The sequence below is a fragment of the Dyella sp. KRB-257 genome (assembly GCF_049445995.1).
In the GTDB taxonomy this organism is placed as follows: domain Bacteria; phylum Pseudomonadota; class Gammaproteobacteria; order Xanthomonadales; family Rhodanobacteraceae; genus Dyella_A.
The window spans coordinates 113,574-132,234 of the sequence record NZ_JBMSDZ010000005.1 but is presented as its reverse complement, the minus strand read 5'-3'; the positions used below and the strand labels follow the sequence as shown (position 1 = coordinate 132,234).

Annotated in this window: 15 protein-coding genes and 8 tRNA genes; 5 read left to right on the top strand and 18 right to left on the bottom strand. The window is 65.0% G+C overall.

Going from position 1 to position 18,661, the window contains the following annotated elements:
- Nucleotides 1-83: 83 nt before the first annotated feature.
- The 16 genes from ACO2Q2_RS05565 to rlmE form a co-directional block, all read right to left on the bottom strand.
- Complete coding sequence (locus tag ACO2Q2_RS05565; RefSeq protein WP_423254788.1) at nt 84-1,988, bottom strand: SurA N-terminal domain-containing protein; 1,905 nt, start codon at nt 1,986-1,988, stop codon at nt 84-86.
- An 86-nt stretch (nt 1,989-2,074) separates the two neighbouring features.
- A tRNA-Asp gene (locus ACO2Q2_RS05560) sits at nt 2,075-2,151 on the bottom strand.
- Between the two features lie 10 nt (nt 2,152-2,161).
- Nucleotides 2,162-2,236: transfer RNA gene (locus ACO2Q2_RS05555), tRNA-Val, on the bottom strand.
- A 20-nt stretch (nt 2,237-2,256) separates the two neighbouring features.
- The gene (locus ACO2Q2_RS05550) at nt 2,257-2,529 is read right to left on the bottom strand and encodes an HU family DNA-binding protein (protein WP_017461157.1); all 273 of its coding nucleotides are present in this window, start codon (nt 2,527-2,529) and stop codon (nt 2,257-2,259) included.
- Nucleotides 2,530-2,874: 345 nt separating this feature from the next.
- A complete protein-coding gene (lon, locus tag ACO2Q2_RS05545; protein ID WP_423254787.1) occupies nt 2,875-5,385 on the bottom strand; it encodes an endopeptidase La in 2,511 nt (836 codons plus the stop codon).
- 156 nt (nt 5,386-5,541) lie between these two features.
- Nucleotides 5,542-6,834 (bottom strand): ATP-dependent Clp protease ATP-binding subunit ClpX, encoded by a 1,293-nt coding sequence (clpX, locus tag ACO2Q2_RS05540; protein ID WP_423254786.1) that lies wholly within the window; start codon nt 6,832-6,834, stop codon nt 5,542-5,544.
- 106 nt (nt 6,835-6,940) lie between these two features.
- Nucleotides 6,941-7,570, bottom strand: coding sequence for an ATP-dependent Clp endopeptidase proteolytic subunit ClpP (gene clpP, locus ACO2Q2_RS05535; RefSeq protein ID WP_423254785.1), 630 nt, complete (start codon nt 7,568-7,570; stop codon nt 6,941-6,943).
- Between the two features lie 52 nt (nt 7,571-7,622).
- Nucleotides 7,623-8,915 carry a trigger factor gene (gene tig, locus ACO2Q2_RS05530; protein WP_423254784.1) on the bottom strand — a complete coding sequence of 431 codons (1,293 nt, stop codon included), beginning with the start codon at nt 8,913-8,915 and terminating at the stop codon, nt 7,623-7,625.
- Nucleotides 8,916-9,006: 91 nt separating this feature from the next.
- A tRNA-Leu gene (locus tag ACO2Q2_RS05525) sits at nt 9,007-9,093 on the bottom strand.
- A gap of 259 nt (nt 9,094-9,352) precedes the next feature.
- Nucleotides 9,353-9,428, bottom strand: a tRNA-Lys gene (locus tag ACO2Q2_RS05520).
- A 15-nt stretch (nt 9,429-9,443) separates the two neighbouring features.
- Nucleotides 9,444-9,520 (bottom strand) — tRNA-His (locus tag ACO2Q2_RS05515).
- Nucleotides 9,521-9,535: 15 nt separating this feature from the next.
- Nucleotides 9,536-9,612 (bottom strand) — tRNA-Arg (locus tag ACO2Q2_RS05510).
- Nucleotides 9,613-9,637: 25 nt separating this feature from the next.
- Nucleotides 9,638-9,714 (bottom strand) — tRNA-Pro (locus ACO2Q2_RS05505).
- Nucleotides 9,715-9,900: 186 nt separating this feature from the next.
- A tRNA-Arg gene (locus ACO2Q2_RS05500) sits at nt 9,901-9,977 on the bottom strand.
- 244 nt (nt 9,978-10,221) lie between these two features.
- The gene (ftsH, locus tag ACO2Q2_RS05495; RefSeq protein WP_423254783.1) at nt 10,222-12,153 is read right to left on the bottom strand and encodes an ATP-dependent zinc metalloprotease FtsH; all 1,932 of its coding nucleotides are present in this window, start codon (nt 12,151-12,153) and stop codon (nt 10,222-10,224) included.
- Nucleotides 12,150-12,800, bottom strand: coding sequence for a 23S rRNA (uridine(2552)-2'-O)-methyltransferase RlmE (gene rlmE / locus ACO2Q2_RS05490; protein ID WP_423254782.1), 651 nt, complete (start codon nt 12,798-12,800; stop codon nt 12,150-12,152). The genes ftsH and rlmE overlap by 4 nt, the downstream gene beginning before the upstream one ends.
- Nucleotides 12,801-12,881: 81 nt before the next feature.
- On the opposite strand from rlmE, the gene yhbY reads away from it, so the two are divergent.
- Together yhbY and ACO2Q2_RS05480 are read left to right on the top strand one after the other, a co-directional pair.
- A complete protein-coding gene (gene yhbY / locus ACO2Q2_RS05485) occupies nt 12,882-13,178 on the top strand; it encodes a ribosome assembly RNA-binding protein YhbY (RefSeq protein WP_423254781.1) in 297 nt (98 codons plus the stop codon).
- Between the two features lie 4 nt (nt 13,179-13,182).
- Nucleotides 13,183-13,590, top strand: a complete 408-nt coding sequence (locus tag ACO2Q2_RS05480; protein ID WP_423254780.1) for an Mth938-like domain-containing protein — start codon at nt 13,183-13,185, stop codon at nt 13,588-13,590.
- Between the two features lie 9 nt (nt 13,591-13,599).
- Here ACO2Q2_RS05480 and ACO2Q2_RS05475 read toward each other — a convergent pair whose 3' ends face one another.
- Complete coding sequence (locus tag ACO2Q2_RS05475) at nt 13,600-13,884, bottom strand: hypothetical protein (RefSeq protein ID WP_423254779.1); 285 nt, start codon at nt 13,882-13,884, stop codon at nt 13,600-13,602.
- A gap of 36 nt (nt 13,885-13,920) precedes the next feature.
- Complete coding sequence (gene gltX / locus ACO2Q2_RS05470; protein WP_423254778.1) at nt 13,921-15,321, bottom strand: glutamate--tRNA ligase; 1,401 nt, start codon at nt 15,319-15,321, stop codon at nt 13,921-13,923.
- Nucleotides 15,322-15,544: 223 nt separating this feature from the next.
- Here gltX and ACO2Q2_RS05465 point away from each other — a divergent pair, with 223 nt between their 5' ends.
- The 3 genes from ACO2Q2_RS05465 (at nt 15,545) to ACO2Q2_RS05455 (ending at nt 18,659) form a co-directional block, all read left to right on the top strand.
- Nucleotides 15,545-16,708 carry a glycosyltransferase family 4 protein gene (locus ACO2Q2_RS05465; protein ID WP_423254777.1) on the top strand — a complete coding sequence of 388 codons (1,164 nt, stop codon included), beginning with the start codon at nt 15,545-15,547 and terminating at the stop codon, nt 16,706-16,708.
- Nucleotides 16,674-17,258 (top strand): phosphatase PAP2 family protein, encoded by a 585-nt coding sequence (locus ACO2Q2_RS05460; RefSeq protein ID WP_423254775.1) that lies wholly within the window; start codon nt 16,674-16,676, stop codon nt 17,256-17,258. Before ACO2Q2_RS05465 ends, ACO2Q2_RS05460 begins: the two co-directional genes overlap by 35 nt.
- 708 nt (nt 17,259-17,966) lie before the next feature.
- Nucleotides 17,967-18,659 carry a class I SAM-dependent methyltransferase gene (locus tag ACO2Q2_RS05455; RefSeq protein ID WP_423254774.1) on the top strand — a complete coding sequence of 231 codons (693 nt, stop codon included), beginning with the start codon at nt 17,967-17,969 and terminating at the stop codon, nt 18,657-18,659.
- Nucleotides 18,660-18,661: the final 2 nt, after the last annotated feature.

The following is an 18,661-nucleotide window of genomic DNA, read 5'->3' as shown; positions in this document are numbered from 1 at the left end:
CCTCGCCTTCGCAGCCTCCGGCCAGACAGCAAGCGGCCCGATGGCCGCTTGCTGTCATTTGGTACGGAATCGAACGCCAGGGATCAGAGCCGGTCCTTGGCAATGGTGATCTCGCTCCTGGCCTTCACCTGCTCGATGAACTCATGGGCGGCCTCGTTGCCATAGGCCTTCACCATCTGGCCGTGCAGCATCTTGAGGTCCTCGGGGCGAATCTTGCTCATGTCCGCCCCTTCCACCTTGTCCAGCGCCAGCAGCGCGAAGCTTCCATCGGCCATCTTCACCGCGGCGAACCGGGGCTTGCCATCGACCGGATGCGGCATCAGGAATGCCTTTTGCTCAAGCTCTGGCGGCAGCCCGGGCTGAGTGCGAACGATGCCTTCCACCCTCTTCACGGTCGCCTGGACCGAACTCGTCACCGTGTTGAAGGATTCGCCTTTGTCGAGACGGGCAAGCAAGGTGTCCGCCTGCTTCTTCGCGGCCGCAGTCTCGCGCTCGGCCAGCACCAGCTGACGCACGCGGTCCTTCACTTCGGCCAACGGCTTGGTTGCCGCCGGGATGTGCTTGTCCACGCGAATCACCACCGCATGACCGGTGCCCAGCTCGATCAGGTTCGAGTTGTTGCCCTGTGCCAGCACGTCGTCGCTGAAGGCTGCCTTGAGGACCTTCGGATCTGCGGCGATGCCCTTGCCGCCAGCGCGCGAAAACAGCTCGGTGGACTTGATCGCCAGGCCGAGCTCCTGCGCAGCAGGTTCGAGCGACGCGGGGCTCTGGTAGGTCATGTCGGTCAGCTTGCCGGCCAGCTTGTTGAAGGCGCGCTCGCGCGACCCGGACTGCGCCTCCTTGGCCAGCTCGTCGCGAACCTCCTCGAACGGCTTGGCGGTGCCGCTGCGCACGTCGCGCAGCCAGATGATGTGGTAACCCTCGTCGGAGAGCACGGGCTGGGAGATCTGACCCTTCTGCATCCGGAACAGGGCATCGTCGAACGCCGCGTTGGCCACACCCTTTTCAAGCCAGCCGAGATCACCACCGGCGCGCCTGGAGCCCAGATCATCCGAATACTTCCGCGCCAACTGCGCGAAATCGGTGGGATTGGCTTCCGCGGCAATCTTCTGGACCTTGGCCAGTGCGGCCTTCTGCTGGTCCGGCGTGGCGTTCTTGGGTACGTCGACCAGGATGTGCGAGACGAGGCGCTGTTCGGGTTGCACGAACTTCTGCTTTTCATCCTCGTAGCGCTTGCGCAGTTCATCGTCGGTGGGCTGCGCCTCGGGCTTGACGTCCGCCTGGTTGATTTCGATGTATTGCAGCGACACCTGCTCCGGCGTCACGAACTCGCCCTTGTGCTGCGCGTAATAATTGCCGATCTGCTCATCGGTCACCGGCGCATCATCGATCTTCGGCTGCGGCAGTGGGGCGTAACGCACGGTGCGGCGTTGCAGACGCAGATTGATGTAACGATCCAGATCACTATCGGTGACGATCGTGCCGGCTGTGATCGCTTCGGGAATCAACCCCGGTTCGAGCGACGCGCGAATCTCGCTCTCGAACATGGCAGGCGTCTTGCCCTGCATGGAGAGCACGGTGCGATAGGTCGTGGGATCGAACTGGCCGTCGAGCTGGAAGGACGGGATCGAGGCAATGACATCGCGCACCGCCTGATCGGACACCACCAGGCCGAGATCGGCGTTGGCCTTGTCCAGGACTTTCTCATCGATCATCTGGTTGAGGATCTGCAGCTTGGTCGCCGGCTGCTCGAACACGCTGCCATCGAAGCTGTCGCCCTGCTCGGCGCTGGCGCGCTGGCGCAGCTGGTTCACGCGCTCGGTAAACTGCTGCTGGCTGATTTCCTGCTTGCCCACTTTCGCCACGAAGGTGTCGTTGCGCGACATGAAGTAGGACTCGATGCCGAAGAAGGAGATGGCGAATACGCAGATGCCCAGAATGACGATGGACGGCCACCCGTGAAGCTTGGTACGCAGTGCCTGCAGCATGGAAGACTTTCCCGGTTACGTGAGACTTGCGCGCTGAGCGCATCCTGTAAACGACAAGGGCGCCACGCGGGCGCCCTTGCTAACTCTGGCGGAGCGGACGGGACTCGAACCCGCGACCTCCGGCGTGACAGGCCAGCATTCTAACCGACTGAACTACCGCTCCGCATTTTTTCTGGTGGGTGCTGTAGGGTTCGAACCTACGACCCTCGCCTTGTAAGGGCGACGCTCTACCGCTGAGCTAAGCACCCGAAACCAAGCAGCGAGCCGCTTAGTTTAGGGCATCCTTCAGGGTCTTGCCAGCTTTGAAAGCCGGAACCTTCGAGGCCTTGATCTTGATCGTCTCGTTGGTGCGCGGGTTGCGACCCGTGCGAGCAGCGCGCTTGCGGACAGTGAAGGTGCCAAAGCCGACGACGGACACGTCGTCACCTTTCTTGAGAGCCTTCTGGACGGTTTCAAAGAACGCCTCGAGGGCGCGACCGGCATCGGCCTTGGTCAGCTCGGCCTTGTCGGCAATCGCATTGATCAGATCGGTTTTATTCATTGAGACACTCCCTTAAACGGTTTGCGGCCCGCGTGGTCAGTTGGGACTGAGACGACGCCGACATGGATGATTGGCTCCGCTAGGCGCCGTCCGCTATCCCGCATCACTGCGCGAAAAACGAAGGCGCGGGGATTGCGGTACGCCTTTATACCAGTGGCTCACGCGAATCCGCAATACAAGTTGCAGCAAGGCTTTGCGGCGATATCGCCGGGTTCGCGAACCAGTCCGCCGGTGCTTGACACGCAAGATGGAAATGCCGTCGGAAACGCGGCCATGTTGCAATCGCAGCAAATGAAAACGCCCGGACCAGCCGGGCGTTTTCCGCATCATCGGGATTGTTCCGGATCAGTGCGTTCGCGACGGACTGCCGGCAGGATCTTCGGATTTGACCTCGACCTTGGTGATCTCCCCGGTCGGTAGCGCAACCGGCTGCAGGGGACGCTCCAGCGCAATGTCGAGCACCTCGTCGATCCAGCGCACCGGGTGGATGTCCAGCGAGCCGGTGATGTTGTCGGGGATGTCGGTCAGATCCTTCTTGTTTTCCTCGGGAATGATCACCGTGGTGATGCCGCCGCGATGGGCTGCCAGCAGCTTCTCTTTCAGACCGCCGATCGGCAGCACACGTCCACGCAAGGTGATCTCGCCGGTCATCGCCACCTCCGAGCGCACCGGCACGCGCGTCAGCACGGACACCAGCGCGGTGCACATGGCGATGCCCGCGCTCGGTCCATCCTTCGGCGTGGCACCCTCGGGCACGTGGATATGCATGTCGAGCTTCTGGTGGAACTCGGGGTCGATGCCCAGGGCCTCGGTGCGCGCACGCACCACCGAGAGCGCCGCCTGGATCGATTCCTTCATCACGTCGCCGAGCTGGCCGGTGTGCACCAGCTTGCCCTTGCCGGGTACCACCGAAGCCTCGATGCTGAGCAGGTCGCCACCGACCTGGGTCCAGGCCAGGCCGGTCACCAGGCCTACCTCGTTCTGCAATTCCTTCCGGCCGAAGTCGAAGCGGCGCACGCCCAGGTAGTGCTCCAGGTTTTCACCCGTCACGACCACGCCAGTAGGCGCTTTTCCGGTCCTCACTCTGGCCGACTTGGCCTTCGCGGTGCCCGCCTTGCTGGCGACCGCCTCGACCTCACCCAGCGTGATCTCCTTCACCACCTTGCGGCAGATCTTGGAGATCTCGCGCTCAAGGTTGCGCACGCCGGATTCGCGCGTGTAGTAACGCACGATGTCGCGCACCGCGGTCGCGTCCACGCTGAGCTCTTCCGCTTTCAGGCCATTGGCCTTCAGCTGCTTGGGCAACAGGTAGCGCTGGGCGATGGCCAGCTTCTCGTCCTCGGTGTAGCCCGGGATGCGGATCACTTCCATGCGATCGAGGAGCGGGCCGGGGATGTTCAGCGAATTGGCCGTGGCGATCCACATCACCTCGGAAAGATCCAGATCGACCTCCAGGTAGTGGTCGTTGAACGCATGGTTCTGCTCCGGGTCGAGCACTTCCAGCAGGGCCGAAGACGGATCGCCGCGGAAGTCCATCGACATCTTGTCGATCTCGTCGAGCACGAACAGCGGGTTCCTGGCGCCGACCTTGTTCAAGTTCTGCACGATGCGCCCGGGCATCGAGCCGATATAGGTGCGGCGATGGCCGCGGATCTCCGCCTCGTCGCGCACGCCGCCGAGGCTCATGCGCACGAATTTTCGATTGGTCGCCTTGGCGATCGACTGGCCCAGCGACGTCTTGCCCACGCCCGGCGGCCCCACCAGGCAGAGGATCGGCCCCTTCATGGCGTTCACACGCTGCTGTACGGCGAGGTATTCCAGGATGCGCTCCTTGACCTTTTCCAGGCCGAAGTGATCGGCATCGAGCACCTCCTGGGCGAGCTGAAGATCCTTGCGCACCTTGGAGCGCTTTTTCCACGGCACGCCCACCAGCCAGTCGAGATAATTGCGCACCACGGTCGCCTCGGCCGACATCGGCGACATCTGCCTGAGCTTGTTGAACTCCTGGCGCGCCTTGGCCAGCACCGCCCTGGGCATGCCGGCAGCATCGATCTTGCGCTGCAGCTCCTCCACTTCGCTGGAGCCTTCCTCGCCCTCGCCGAGTTCCTTCTGGATCGCCTTCATCTGCTCGTTGAGGTAGTACTCGCGCTGGCTCTTCTCCATTTGCGACTTCACGCGTCCGCGGATGCGCTTTTCCACCTGCTGCAGGTCCATTTCGCCGTCGACCAGGCCGATCAGCAGCTCAAGGCGTTGCCCGACATCAGCCGTTTCCAGCACTTTCTGCTTGTCGGCCATGCGTACTGACAGATGGGCCGCAATCGAATCCGCCAGACGTGAGGGATCCTCGATCCCGGACAGGGTGGCGAGTACCTCAGGAGGCAGTTTCCGGCTCTGCTTGACCAGCTGCTCGAACAACGACGTCAGGGTACGGGAGACCACGTCGAGCTCGCGCTCCTTCGAGCTGTATACCGGCTCGATCACGTGCGAACGGGCCGTCAGCATGCCGCCGTCGTCCCGGTAATCCTCGATGGCAGCACGGGCCTGGCCTTCGACCAGCACCTTCACGGTGCCGTCGGGCAGCTTGAGCAGTTGCAGCACGCCGGCGAGCGTGCCGACCTGATGCAGATCGGCGATCCCCGGGTCGTCGATGTCGGGACTCTTCTGGGCCACCAGCAGGATCTGGCGCTCGCCTTCCATGGCGCGCTCGAGCGCGCGCATGGATTTGTCGCGGCCGACAAACAGCGGAATCACCATGTGCGGATAAACCACCACGTCGCGCAGCGGCAGCACCGGCAGCGCATCGAGCGGTGCCGGAGTTCCGGCGGTCACGGTGGTCGAAGAGGCGTTCTTTGCCATGAAAATTTCTCAAATCAGACCTGTCCCCGACACTGCGCCGGAGACACCATCCCGTCAAGTGGAGGCAGCAAGCCACCCGCTCAAGGCCGCGACAGGCGTTGGAAAAAGGAAAAAGCCCGGCACGGGCCGGGCTCTTCCATCAGGCTGCCGATGCATTCAGGCTGCGCCGCCACCATCCCCCACCGCCCGCTGCTGCAGGTTGCCGCGATAGATCAGATAGGGCTCGGCCTGACCATCGATCACGGTATCATCGACGACCACCTTGCTGACGTGCTCAAGCGACGGCAATTCGTACATGGTATCGAGCAGCACCTGCTCCAGAATGGTGCGCAGACCGCGTGCTCCCGTCTTGCGCTTGAGCGCCTTGCGAGCGATGGCCTGCAGGGCTTCCGGACGGAACTCCAGCTCGGCGCCCTCCATCTCGAACAACTTGCGGAACTGCTTGGTGACTGCGTTCTTGGGCTCGGTGAGAATCTTCACCAGCGCCGGTTCGTCCAGCTCGTCGAGCGTCGCCACCACGGGCAGGCGACCCACGAATTCCGGAATGAGACCGAAGCGGACGAGATCGGCCGGCTCGACTTCCGCCAGTACCTTGCCCAGATTGGTGGTGCGCTCCTTGGACCGCACTTCGGCGGAAAAGCCGATGCCGGTAGTCTCCGAACGCTGCTGGATCACCTTCTCCAGACCGGCAAACGCACCGCCGCAAATGAACAGGATGTTCTTGGTGTCGACCTGCAGGAACTCCTGTTGCGGATGCTTGCGCCCGCCCTGCGGCGGCACCGAGGCCAGCGTACCCTCGATCAGCTTGAGCAGGGCCTGCTGCACGCCCTCTCCCGACACGTCGCGGGTGATCGACGGGTTCTCGCTCTTGCGCGAGATCTTGTCGATCTCGTCGATGTAGACGATGCCGGACTGTGCCTTCTCGACGTCGTAGTCGCACTTCTGCAGGAGCTTCTGGATGATGTTCTCGACATCCTCGCCAACGTAACCGGCCTCGGTGAGCGTGGTTGCGTCGGCGATGGTGAAAGGCACGTTCAACAGCCGCGCCAGCGTCTCCGCCAGCAGCGTCTTGCCCGAGCCGGTCGGTCCGATCAGCAGGATGTTGGACTTGCCCAGTTCGATCTCGTCGCTCTTCTGGCGCGACTCCATCCGCTTGTAATGGTTGTAGACCGCTACGGCCAGCGACTTCTTGGCGCGCGTCTGCCCGACCACGTACTGGTCCAGCGTTTCCATGATCTCGCGGGGCTTCGGCAGCTGCGTGCGCCCGGAGGCTGCCTTCTCTTCCAGCTCTTCGCGGATGATGTCGTTGCAGAGCTCCACGCACTCGTCGCAGATGAACACGGAGGGACCCGCGATCAGCTTGCGCACCTCATGCTGGCTCTTGCCGCAGAAGGAGCAGTAGAGAATCTTGCCGCTGTCGGTGGAACGCCCCTGCCGCTCGTCGCTCATGCTCGTGATCCTGCCTGTAACTCGGTTTTCGGTCCGAGAATAACACAGGGCTCCGCGCCTGAATCCAGACGCGGAACCCGGGAAAAACAGCCTGGCAACTGCTCGATCAGGCCGACTTGACGCTGTCGACTGCCCGACGATCCAGCACGGAATCGATCAGCCCATACTCCTTGGCCGCCTCGGCGCTCATGAAGCGGTCGCGCTCCATGTCCCGCTCGATCTTTTCGAGCGGCTGGCCGGTATGGTCGACATAGATCTGGTTCAGGCGACGGCGCAGGTAAAGGATTTCCTGGGCCTGGATCTCGATATCCGTCGCCTGGCCACGGGCACCGCCGGACGGCTGGTGGATCATCACGCGGGAATTGGGCAGCGAGTACCGCTTGCCCTTGGCGCCCGCCATCAACAGCAACGACGCCGCACTGCAGGCCTGGCCGATGCACATGGTGCTGACGTCGGGCTTGACGAACTGCATCGTGTCGTAGATCGCAAGGCCTGCGGTCACCGCGCCACCGGGGCTGTTGATGTACAGATGGATGTCCTTTTCGGGATTCTCCGACTCGAGGAACAGCATCTGCGCCACCAGCAGGTTGGCAACGTGATCGTTCACCTCGCCCACCAGGAAGATCACCCGCTCCTTCAGCAGGCGGGAGTAGATGTCGTACGAACGCTCGCCGCGGGCCGTCTGCTCGACGACCATGGGAATCAGGTTGAGGTTGGTGATCGTGTCCATGGTCATCTGTGCGGCACTCCGGTGATTGGCCTTGTGAAACAACCCGAGCATACGCGGCTCAGGCACCCGCCGGACGCATGACCTCGTCAAAGCTCAGATTCTGGATCGTGGTGTTGGCGTGTTGCGCTACCCACTCGGCCACCTGGTCTTCCATCACGCGGTTCTGCAGTCCCTGCATCAATTGGGGATCGGAGTTGTACAGTTCAATGACCTGCTCGGGCTCCTCGTAGGTCGAGGCAATCGCCGCCAACTGCTCGGCCACGCGCTTGCGATCGATCACCAGCGACTGCTTGCGGGCGATCTCGCCCATCAGCAGGCCGGCCAGGACGCGCTTGCGCGCCATCGGCGCCGCGGCCTCGATCAGTTGCGGCGGGGGCTGCTGGCCCTGCGGAACGCTGCCCGCGGCCAGGGCGCGAGCCTCGGACTGCACCATCAGGTTCGGCACGTCGACATCGGCATAGGTCTCGGCAAGCTTCTCCGCCACCTCGGACTTCAGGCGCGCCATGAGCGTAGCTTTCAGTTCGCGCTCCAGGTTGGCCCGGACTTCCTTGCGGAACGTGTCCAGATCGCCGTCGACAATACCGAACAGCTTGGCGAACGCGGCGTCGACTTCCGGCAGCGCCGGCTCCTGCACCTTGATGATGCTGAAGCTGACCCTGGCCGTCTTGCCGGCCAGTTGTTCGTTGCGGAAATCGGCCGGGAAATCGATGTCCGCCTCGAACGACTCATCGCCCTTGCGACCGGTCAGCGCCTCGTCCAGCGCCTTGAACAGCGTGCCCGAACCCAGCACGCTTCCGGCACGCTCCAGGCCCTCGGCCGGAAAGCGGTAGTCGCCTGCCTGGGCGGCGTACTCGAACATCACGAAATCGCCTTCCTTCGAGGCACGGTCCACGGCGTCGAAGGTGCGCCGCTGCTGGCGCAAGGTCTCGATCATCTTTCCGATGTCCGCATCGGACACTTCGGCCACCGGGCGCTGGATCGCCAGCGTGGAGACGTCGATGGCCGGGAACTCGGGCATCACCTCGAAAGTGGCCGTGTAGGCGATCTCGCCATTCTCCGGCTTGCCTGTGGTATCGATGGCCGGATTCGCCACCGGACGCAGGTTCTCCTTGTCGAAGGCCTCACGCAGCGTGCTGCCGATCAGATCCGAGAGCACTTCGCCACGCACCTGTGCACCGAATCGCTGCTGGATGATGGTCGTCGGCACCCTGCCCGGACGGAAACCCTTGAGACGGACCGTGCGGCCCATCTCCGCGATGCGCGCGCTGACCTGCGACTCGTAGCGCTCGGCAGGAAACCTCACCGTGAGCTTGCGCTCGAGCTTGCCGACGTTTTCAACCGAAACCTGCATGACGACTCCTGAGTGACCTCTGTATGACGCCCCCGGTAGGGGCACCGCGGCGGCGCATGGGCCACCGGCAACGTGAAAACAGCAAGGGAATTGGTGCGAAAGGCGGGACTCGAACCCGCACGAGGAGTACCCCGCCAGAACCTAAATCTGGTGCGTCTACCAGTTCCGCCACTTTCGCCTGGCTACCGTCGAAGTGCCGTAAGCGGCAGATTTCACGAACAATTCACCGCGGCAAGGCAACTGCGGCGAGCGGTTCGTGCACTCTGCAGAACGGCTCTAAGTCGATGATTCCCTTACACGAAAGCCCCGTATTCTAGGGTCGCGCCAGCCTGCAGCACAAGCGCTCCGGAACCGCGGCCGACGCTCCGCCCTGACGGAAAAAATACTTGCCTGGAACGCAAAACGCCGGTCGAGATCGACCGGCGTCCTGGTTTCACTGGTGGGCCGTGTAGGATTCGAACCTACGACCAATTGATTAAGAGTCAACTGCTCTACCAGCTGAGCTAACGGCCCTGAAACTTTCCAATTTGGGGTGAGCGATGGGATTCGAACCCACGACATCCGGAATCACAATCCGGGACTCTAACCAGCTGAGCTACGCCCACCGTAAAACTTGTTGTTGGCGCGCCCGACAGGACTCGAACCTGCAACCGTCGGCTTAGAAGGCCGATGCTCTATCCGGTTGAGCTACAGGCGCAGTCACCGCGCGGAAGAGCCTAGCGTGGTCGGGGCAGAGGGATTCGAACCCCCGACTTTTGCGTCCCAAACGCAACGCTCTACCAGACTGAGCTATACCCCGCCGAAAACATCGATCACATCGATCGATCACATCGCCGCGCGAAGCTTTCAAATGTACGGGTGACATGCAGCCCAGTCAATCCGTATACGAACATACCGAACCTAATAAACGCTGTCCGGCCTGCAGGCGCAACCCGCTGCCCTGCAGATCGAATCTGCCCGCTGGCGGACGATTCCCGGATGAAGGTGGCGCGCCCGGAGAGATTCGAACTCCCGACCGCCTGGTTCGTAGCCAGGTACTCTATCCAGCTGAGCTACGGGCGCACACTTCAAACCTGTTGCCTTGACGCCCTTCACCTGTACGAAGAGAGCCGAAGCAAGAAGCGGAATTATTCAGATAGAGCCGCCGGGCGTCAACACCTTTTTTGATTTTTTTGCGGGACCGTCGTACTTCGTCGCGGCGGACGGCCGGCGTCATCGGAGCCGGCGCCTGTCGTTTGGCCATCCAAACGAGAGCGCCGCGGACGAGCCGCGGCGCCATGCCTCGTGATCCGTGGACGACCGCCAGTCAGTTCTGCACCGCCGGGTTGCCCAGCTTGCTCGATCCGGTATCGCCACGTGGCGGCAATGGGGGCACCGGACCTCCCGAGCCGCTCTTGGACCAGTCGGCGGGTGGTCCCGGTATGTGTCCGGCCATGATCTCGTCAATCTGGTGCGCGTCGATCGTCTCGTACTGCAGCAGCGCCTCGGCCATCACGTGCAGCTTGTCGATGTTGTCGGTGAGCAACTGCTTGCTGCGTGCGTAGGCCCGGTCGAGGATGCCGCGCACCACCGCATCGATCTTGCTTGCCGTCTCGTTCGAGATGCTCTTGTGCTGGGTGACCGAACGGCCGAGGAACACCTCGTCTTCGTCCTCGCCGTAGGTGATCGGCCCGAGTTCGTCGGACAGGCCCCACTTGGTCACCATGTTGCGTGCCATCTTGGTGGCGCGCTCGATATCGTTGGAAGCCCCCGTGGTGACCTTGTCGGCACCGAAGATCAGCTCCTCCGCCACCCGCCCGCCATACAGAGAGCACAGCTGCGACTGGATCGCCACGCGGTTGATGCTGTACTTGTCGCTCTCGGGCAGGTACATCGTCACGCCGAGCGCGCGACCGCGCGGAATGATGGTCACCTTGTAGACCGGGTCGTGCTCCGGCACCAGGCGACCCACGATGGCATGGCCGGCCTCGTGATAGGCGGTGAGCTTCTTTTCGTCCTCGCTCATGGCCATCGAGCGGCGTTCGGCACCCATCAGGATCTTGTCGCGCGCCTTGTCCAGATGGCTCATGCGCACTTCGCGCGCATTTTCCCGGGCTGCGAACAGCGCCGCCTCGTTGACGAGGTTGGCCAGGTCCGCTCCGGAGAAACCCGGCGTGCCGCGCGCGATCACCATGGCGTTGACGTCGCTCGCCATCGGTACCTTGCGCAGGTGCACCTGCAGGATCTGCTCACGCCCCTTCACGTCGGGCAGCCCGACGACCACCTGGCGATCGAAACGACCCGGACGCAGCAGCGCCGGATCGAGCACGTCGGGGCGATTGGTGGCGGCAATGACGATGATGCCCTCGGTGCCCTCGAAGCCGTCCATCTCCACCAGCAACTGGTTGAGGGTCTGCTCGCGCTCGTCGTGACCGCCGCCCAGCCCGGCACCGCGATGACGGCCGACCGCATCGATCTCGTCGATGAAGATGATGCACGGCGCATGCTTCTTGGCCTGCTCGAACATGTCGCGCACGCGCGAGGCGCCGACGCCCACGAACATCTCGACGAAATCCGAACCGGAGATCGAGAAGAACGGCACTTTCGCCTCGCCGGCGATCGCCTTGGCGAGCAGCGTCTTGCCGGTGCCCGGCGGGCCGACCATCAGCACGCCGCGCGGAATCTTGCCGCCCAGCTTCTGGAACTTGCCCGGATCGCGCAGGAACTCGACCAGTTCGCCGACCTCCTCCTTGGCCTCGTCGCAACCGGCCACGTCGCTGAAGTTGACCTTCACCTGGTCCTCGCCCTGCAGCTTGGCACGCGAACGACCGAAGCTCATCGCGCCGCGCCCGCCGGCGCCCGACTGCATCTGGCGCATGAACCAGATGAACACGCCCGCGATCAGGATCACCGGCAGCCAGCTCACCAGCAGGTTGACCAGCGAGAACCCCGGAGCCGACTCCTGGCGGACCTCGACCCCCTTGTCCTGCATCTGCTTGATCACGGTGTTGGTGGAGAAGCCCAGCACCGGAGCCACCGTGCGGAAGGTGCTGCCGTCCTTCAGCTTGCCGCTGATGGTGGCCGGGTTCTCCGCACTGATGTTGGCACTGGACACGTTGCCGTTTTCCACGTTCTGCACGAACGCGCTGTAGGGCAGATCGGACGAGGCGACGCCGTGCGGATTGAAGCTCTGGAACACGGCGATGAGCACCACCGCGATGATCAGCCAGAGCAGGAGGTTTTTAGCCATCTCGTTCATACACGGTTTCCGCCCGGTTGCGCTCCGTCGGACTTGAGCCCGACGGCCAGCGCGTACACCTCCCGCGAACGCGCGCGGGAGGCCTTAGGTTTACGCATACTCACGCGCGAAAAGTCCGCGCGCAAGCTGCGAAGGTAATCGTCGAAGCCCGTTCCCTGGAACAGCTTGATCAGGAACGAACCGCCCGGCTTGAGCCACTGCCGGCTGAAATCCAGCGCCAGCTCGGCCAGATCCATCGAACGGATCTGGTCGGCCAGCGCCACGCCACTCATATTGGGGGCCATGTCCGACAGCACAAGATCGACCTTGCGGTTGTCCAGTCGCACTTCCAGCTGCGACAACACGTCCGCCTCGCGGAAGTCGCCTTGCAGAAAATCCACGCCGGCAATGCCCTGCATGGGAAGAATGTCCAGCGCCACCACCTTGCCGGTATCGCCCAGGCGCTGGCGCACCAGCTGCGACCAGCCTCCCGGAGCCGCACCCAGATCGACCACGGTGATGCCCGGCCTGAGCAGGCGATCGCGCTCGATCAGTTCCTCCAGCTTGTAGACCGCGCGCGAGCGCACGCCCTCGGCCTGGGCCTTTTTCACGTAGACGTCGTCGAAGTGTTCCCGCAGCCAGCGGGAACTGCTTTTGCTGCGGGGCATGGCGGCAGGATCACAGATACGGGGAATGGTCCGCATGATACCCTTTGCGGTCCGTCGTCCGCGAATAGAGCGTTTCCCCGCATGGCCCTCTCCGCTTCCCAGCGCCGCTATCTGCGCAGCCTCGCCCACGACCTGAGCCCGGTGATCCTGCTCGGCGCCAAGGGCGCCACCGACGCGGTGCTGAAGGAGCTGGACCTCGCCCTCACCCATCACGAACTGGTGAAAGTGAAGCTGTCCGGCGGCAACAAGGACGAGCGTCAGGCCCAGCTCCGTTTCCTCGCCGACGGCACCGGCGCCGAGAGCGTGCAGGAGATCGGGCACATCGTGGTGATGTTCCGTCGCAATACCGACGATCCAAAGCTCGCCCTGCCACGCTGATCCGATGGACCTGTCGCTCGACCGCCCCGAATCGTTCCTGTTCGTGCGCCGCACGGCACGCGACAGTGTCACCGTGGTCGACCGGGAGGTCACGGCGAGCTTCCTGCTGGCGCCCGATCGCCTCATCGAAGGCTGGCTCGCAACGGATGCCAGGGCCCTGAACAAGGAGCTCGCCGAGGCGTTCTTCCAATTGCAGCCCGAGCTGGTGCTGCTCGGTACCGGCGAACGGCAGAGCTTTCCGCCGCACGAGTTCCTTGCCGCCTTCCTGCGCCGCGGCGTGGGCATCGAAGTGATGGACAACGCCGCCGCCGCGCGCACCTATGACCTGCTCGCCGGCGAAGGTCGGCGCGTGGTGGTGGGTTTCATCCTGCCGGGCGATCCGGCCGGCGACCGAGCCCCTAGGATACTCTGACCCACGCTCCTAGCGGCGCCGCGGCGGCAACGGCGGCGGTACGCTGCACCCCGCGCGCGGCAGGCGCAGCACCACCAGCCAGCCGATCGGCCCCAGCGCCAGCGCCCACAGCACGCCGGCGCGGGTGTGCCCGCGCCACCAGCCGAGCCCCGCGCCCACGACCACGAAGAACACGCTCCACAGGGTCAGCGCGGTCCACGGCACCAGCGCCATCAGGTTGGCGAACACTTGCCAGAAAGCGCCCGGAGCCTGCAGGTCGACGCCCTGCAGCGCCTTGCTCAGCAGCTCATCCATGCCGATCGCTGCCGCGTGCTGGCATGGGGAGCACGATCATTCCTGCGCCCGTGCGATCGCGTCGTCGATGCGCTGCAGCGCCACGTCGCGTCCGGCCAGGTAGATGGTGTGGTCGATCGACGGCGACACCTGGGTGCCGGTCATCGCCACGCGCAGCGGTTGGGCGATCTTGCCCATGCCCAGCTCCAGCTTGGCGGCGATCTGCTCGATCACCGCGTGGATCGGCGCGGGCTTCCACTCGCAGCCGGCCAGCAGCGCCTTCGCTTCGTTGAGCACGACGACCGCGCTGTCGTTCTTCAGGTGCCTGGTGACTGCCTTCTCGTCCCACTCGACGATGGGACCGAACCAGATCGCCGCGCGCTCGGCCATTTCCTTGAGCGTCTGCACGCGGTCGCGCAGCGCCACGATCAGGTCGGCCGGCGCCGGCCCCCTGGCCAGGTCGTAGCCGGCGCGCTGCAGGTGCCATTCGAATTCGGGCGCGATCGCCGCCGGATCGTCGGTCTTGAGGTAGTGCTGGTTGAGCCAGGCCAGCTTCTCAGTATCGAAGCGCGAGGCCGCCTTGTTGACGTCGGCGATGTCGAACAACTGGACCATCTCCTCGCGCGAGAAGATCTCCTGGTCGCCGTGCGACCAGCCCAGCCGCACCAGGTAGTTGAGCAGCGCGTGCGGCAGGTAGCCGTCGGCGCGGTACTCCATGACGCTCACCGAATGGGTGCGCTTGGAGAGCTTCTTGCCCTCCTTGTCCAGGATCATCGGCAGGTGCGCGAACGCCGGCACCGGGGCGCCCAGCGCGCGGTAGATGTTGATCTGCCGCGGCGTGTTGTTGACGTGGTCGTCGCCGCGGATCACCTCGGTGATGCCCATGTCGATGTCGTCCACCACCACGGCGAAGTTGTAGGTGGGCCAGCCGTCGGAGCGGAAGATCACCAGGTCGTCCAGCTCGCTGTTGGCGATCTCGATGCGGCCCTTGACCTTGTCCTCGAACACCACCGAGCCCTCGGTGGGATTGCGGAAGCGGATCACCCGGTTCGGGTCGTCGCGGTACGGCTCGTTGCGGTCGCGGTAATAGCGGTTGTAGCGCGGCTTCTCGCCGGCGGCCATGGCCGCCTCGCGCATCGCCTCGATTTCCTCCTTGCTCTCGTAGGCGTAGTACGCCTTGCCCTCGGCGACGAGGCGATCGGCCACTTCCCGATAACGCGCCAGACGATGGGTCTGGTAGACCGGCGGCGCGTCGGCGTCGAGGTCCAGCCAGTGCATCGCGTCGAGGATCGCCTGCACGGCCTCGTCGGTGGACCGCTCGCGATCGGTGTCCTCAATGCGCAGCACGAACTCGCCACCGCGACGACGCGCCTCCAGCCAGCAGTACAGCGCGGTGCGCGCGCCGCCGATGTGCAGGAAGCCGGTGGGGCTGGGGGCGAAGCGGGTGCGGAAAGTCATGGGGATACTGGCTGCATGCGAAATGGAACCGCGCATTTTAGACCATCCGGCCACGCGCGCCCGGCGCTCCCGGCCGCCGTCGCGCTGGCCATGGTGCTGTTCGCCGCGGGAGCGTACGGACAACCGTACAACCCCGGCCAGACCGTCACCGCCACGTCATGCCGACGCCATGCCGGCGCAACGCGCCGGACCGAAGCTGGGTCAAGCCAGCCAGGGTGTAGCCATGCGCATCGGCATCGTCAGCGAAACCTATCCTCCCGAGATCAACGGCGTCGCGCTGACCGTGCACAGCCTCGCTGCCGGACTCGCCGCGCTCGGCCACACGGTGGAAGTGATCCGCCCGCGCCAGCCGGTGCCGTTCGTCGACGAACCCGGGATGCTGCCGGTGGAGACCCGCGGCGCGGCCCTGCCCCGCTACCCGGGCCTGCGCTTTGGCCTGCCCAGCGGCCGCATGCTGCGCAAGCGCTGGAACCGCTTACGGCCGGACGCCATCTATGTGGCCACGGAAGGCCCCCTGGGGTGGTCGGCCATGCGCACCGCGCAGCAGTTGGGCATCCCCGCCGCGACCGGCTTCCACACGCGCTTCGACACCTACGCCGCGCACTACGGCGTGGGCTTGCTCACCGCGGCGGTGCGCGGCTATCTGCGCCGTTTCCACAACCGCGGCGGCGCCACGCTGGTGCCCACCGACGCGCTCAAGCGCGAGCTGGATGCGCTGGGCGTGAGCAATGCCCGCATCCTGCGCCGAGCGGTGGACACGACGCAGTTCCATCCGCGCCACCGCGACGTCGAACTGCGTCGGCGGTGGGGTGCCGACGGCCACGCGCCGGTAGTGCTCTATGTCGGACGCATCGCGGCGGAAAAGAATCTCGATCTGGCCGTGCGCGCCTTCCGCGCCGTGCAGCAGCAGGTGCCCGACGCGCGCTGCGTGTGGGTGGGCGACGGCCCGGCGCGCGCGGCGCTGCAGGCGGCGAACCCGGACTTCATCTTCACCGGCATGCAGCGCGGCGAATCGCTGGCGCGGCACGTGGCGAGCGCCGACGTGTTTCCCTTCCCCAGCCTCAGCGAGACCTTCGGCAACGTGATCCTCGAAGCGCTCGCCGCGGGACTGCCGGTGGTGGCCTACCGCGAGGGCGCCGCCCGCGAGCACATGAAGCACGGCAGCAACGGCTACGTGATCGAGCCTGGCGACGAGGCCGGCTTCATCGATGCCACTGCCACCCTGGCCGGCAACCCCAGCCTGATCCGCCACATGGGCCGCGCCGCGCATGCCAGCGTCGCGGCGCTGTCGCCGGATGCGGTGATCCGCGATTTCGAATCCCTGCTGATGCAGCTCGCCCGTGAGAACCACCATGTCCAGCCTGCCGCCGCTCATACCCACGCCTGAATTTTCCGCGCCGGAATGTTCCGGCCCGCGCTTCGCGATCGACCGCCGCATGTGCGTGGCGGCCAACCGCTGGGGCGCGCGTCGCGCCGTGGGCGTGTTCTTCGGCATCGTGAGCCGGCTGGGCGACGGCGTGTTCTGGTATGCGCTGATGCTGACGCTCGCCCTGTTCGACGGCCGGCGCGGCATGCTCGCCGCCGCGCACATGGCGCTCACCGGCCTTGCCGCACTGGCGCTGTATCGGTGGCTGAAGCGCTGGACGAAACGGCCGCGGCCGTTCCGCGTGTACGCAGGGGTGATCGCCCACGTGCCGCCGCTGGACGAGTTCAGCTTCCCCTCCGGCCACACGCTGCAGGCGGTGGGCTTCACCGTGGTGGCACTGGCCTGGTATCCGCTGCTGGCGCCGCTGCTGCTGGGCTTCACCGCGCTGGTCGCCGCCTCGCGGGTGGTGCTGGGCCTGCACTATCCGAGCGACGTGCTCGCCGCGATCGGCATCGGCAGCACACTGGGCGCGCTCGCGCTGTGGCTGATGCCGGCAGCGATGTTCGCCTGAGCAGTTTCTGCGCAGGCCGTGTGGATGTGCTGTGCGATCAGCACGATAGGAGATCTATCCACAGGCTTTTCCCGTCTGCCTCCACAGAGGCTGTGGACAACGCACGCGGCGGCTTCTCTCGACCAGGGGCGGGCCAACCCGGATGAGCGCGGCGTGCGCGGGGTGCCCTGGCCGACGGACGCGTACCCGTCGAGTGCTGCGCACGGATGACGTTCGCTGTTGCTCCCCAGGCGGGAGGCCATAGGCAAGCAGTCAAGGTGGACTCCCGCCTTCGCGGAAGTGACGGCAGTGGAAGATGCCGCCAAACGCCGCACATGCCGCCACTGCGGCCTTCTGCAGCGACGGTTGTGCGGAGGCCTGAAGAATCGCCCGCCGGGTGCCGACGGCCTCGCCTCCTGGCAGCCTGTCGGGCTTTGCTCGGCCGGGCTGCGAATCCGGCGGTGCGGTCCCTGTTTCCGCCGCTTCGCCGACCCATGGAACCACTATGGGCCGACGAAACGTCGAAAATCTGTCCTCGCCCAGCCGACTTCTCGTCTCGACCAGCAAAGCCCGGCAGCTGCTAGGCGCCGCGCTTCAGCTCCGACCCGCTAAGCTGCCGACCATCCACCGAAAACCCTCCGCGTCCCGTCCGACACCGCCCCGTCGCCGCTGCGCTTCCCTTTCCGATCCGGTCGCCCATCGCGCCTCCGCGTCACCCTGGAGCGCCCCATGCCGGGTTACACCACGCGTCAGCTCACCGTCCTGCTCGGTGGGCACGGTTTTCGCATTCGCGCCTTGAGCGATCGCCAGCAGTTCGCCGATCCGGACGGGCTGGCCGAGCGTGCGGGCATTGCGCCGGCGCTGTGGTCGCTGTTCGGGCAGGTGTGGCCGGCGGGTCGATTGCTGGCGCAGACCATGAGCACGCACGAGGTGGCGGGCAAGCGCGTGCTGGAGCTTGGTTGCGGGCTGGGCCTGTCGAGCCTGGTGCTGCAGCGGCGCAAGGCGGACATCACCGCCAGCGACCATCACCCGCTGGCGGAGCTGTTCCTGCGCCGCAACGCCATGCAGAACCAGCTGCCGTTCGTCGCCTACCGCGACCTGCCGTGGGAGATTCCCGACGCCACGCTGGGCCGCTTCGACCTGATCATCGGCAGCGACATCCTTTACGAACGCGGCCACGCCGAACTGCTGGCCGGCATCATGCAGCGGCACGCCGGCGCGCACGCGGAAATCCTGATCACCGATCCGGGCCGCGGCAACAGCGCGCGCTTCAGCAAGGCGATGGCGCTGCAGGGCTATGGCGTGGAGGAACAGCGCAGCCGCTTCGACGCGAACGACCTGCCGCCGTTCCGCGGCCGCCTGCTCAGCTACCGGCGCGACGTCTTGATCGACATCGTCGAGGAACCGCCGCCGCACCCGTAGCA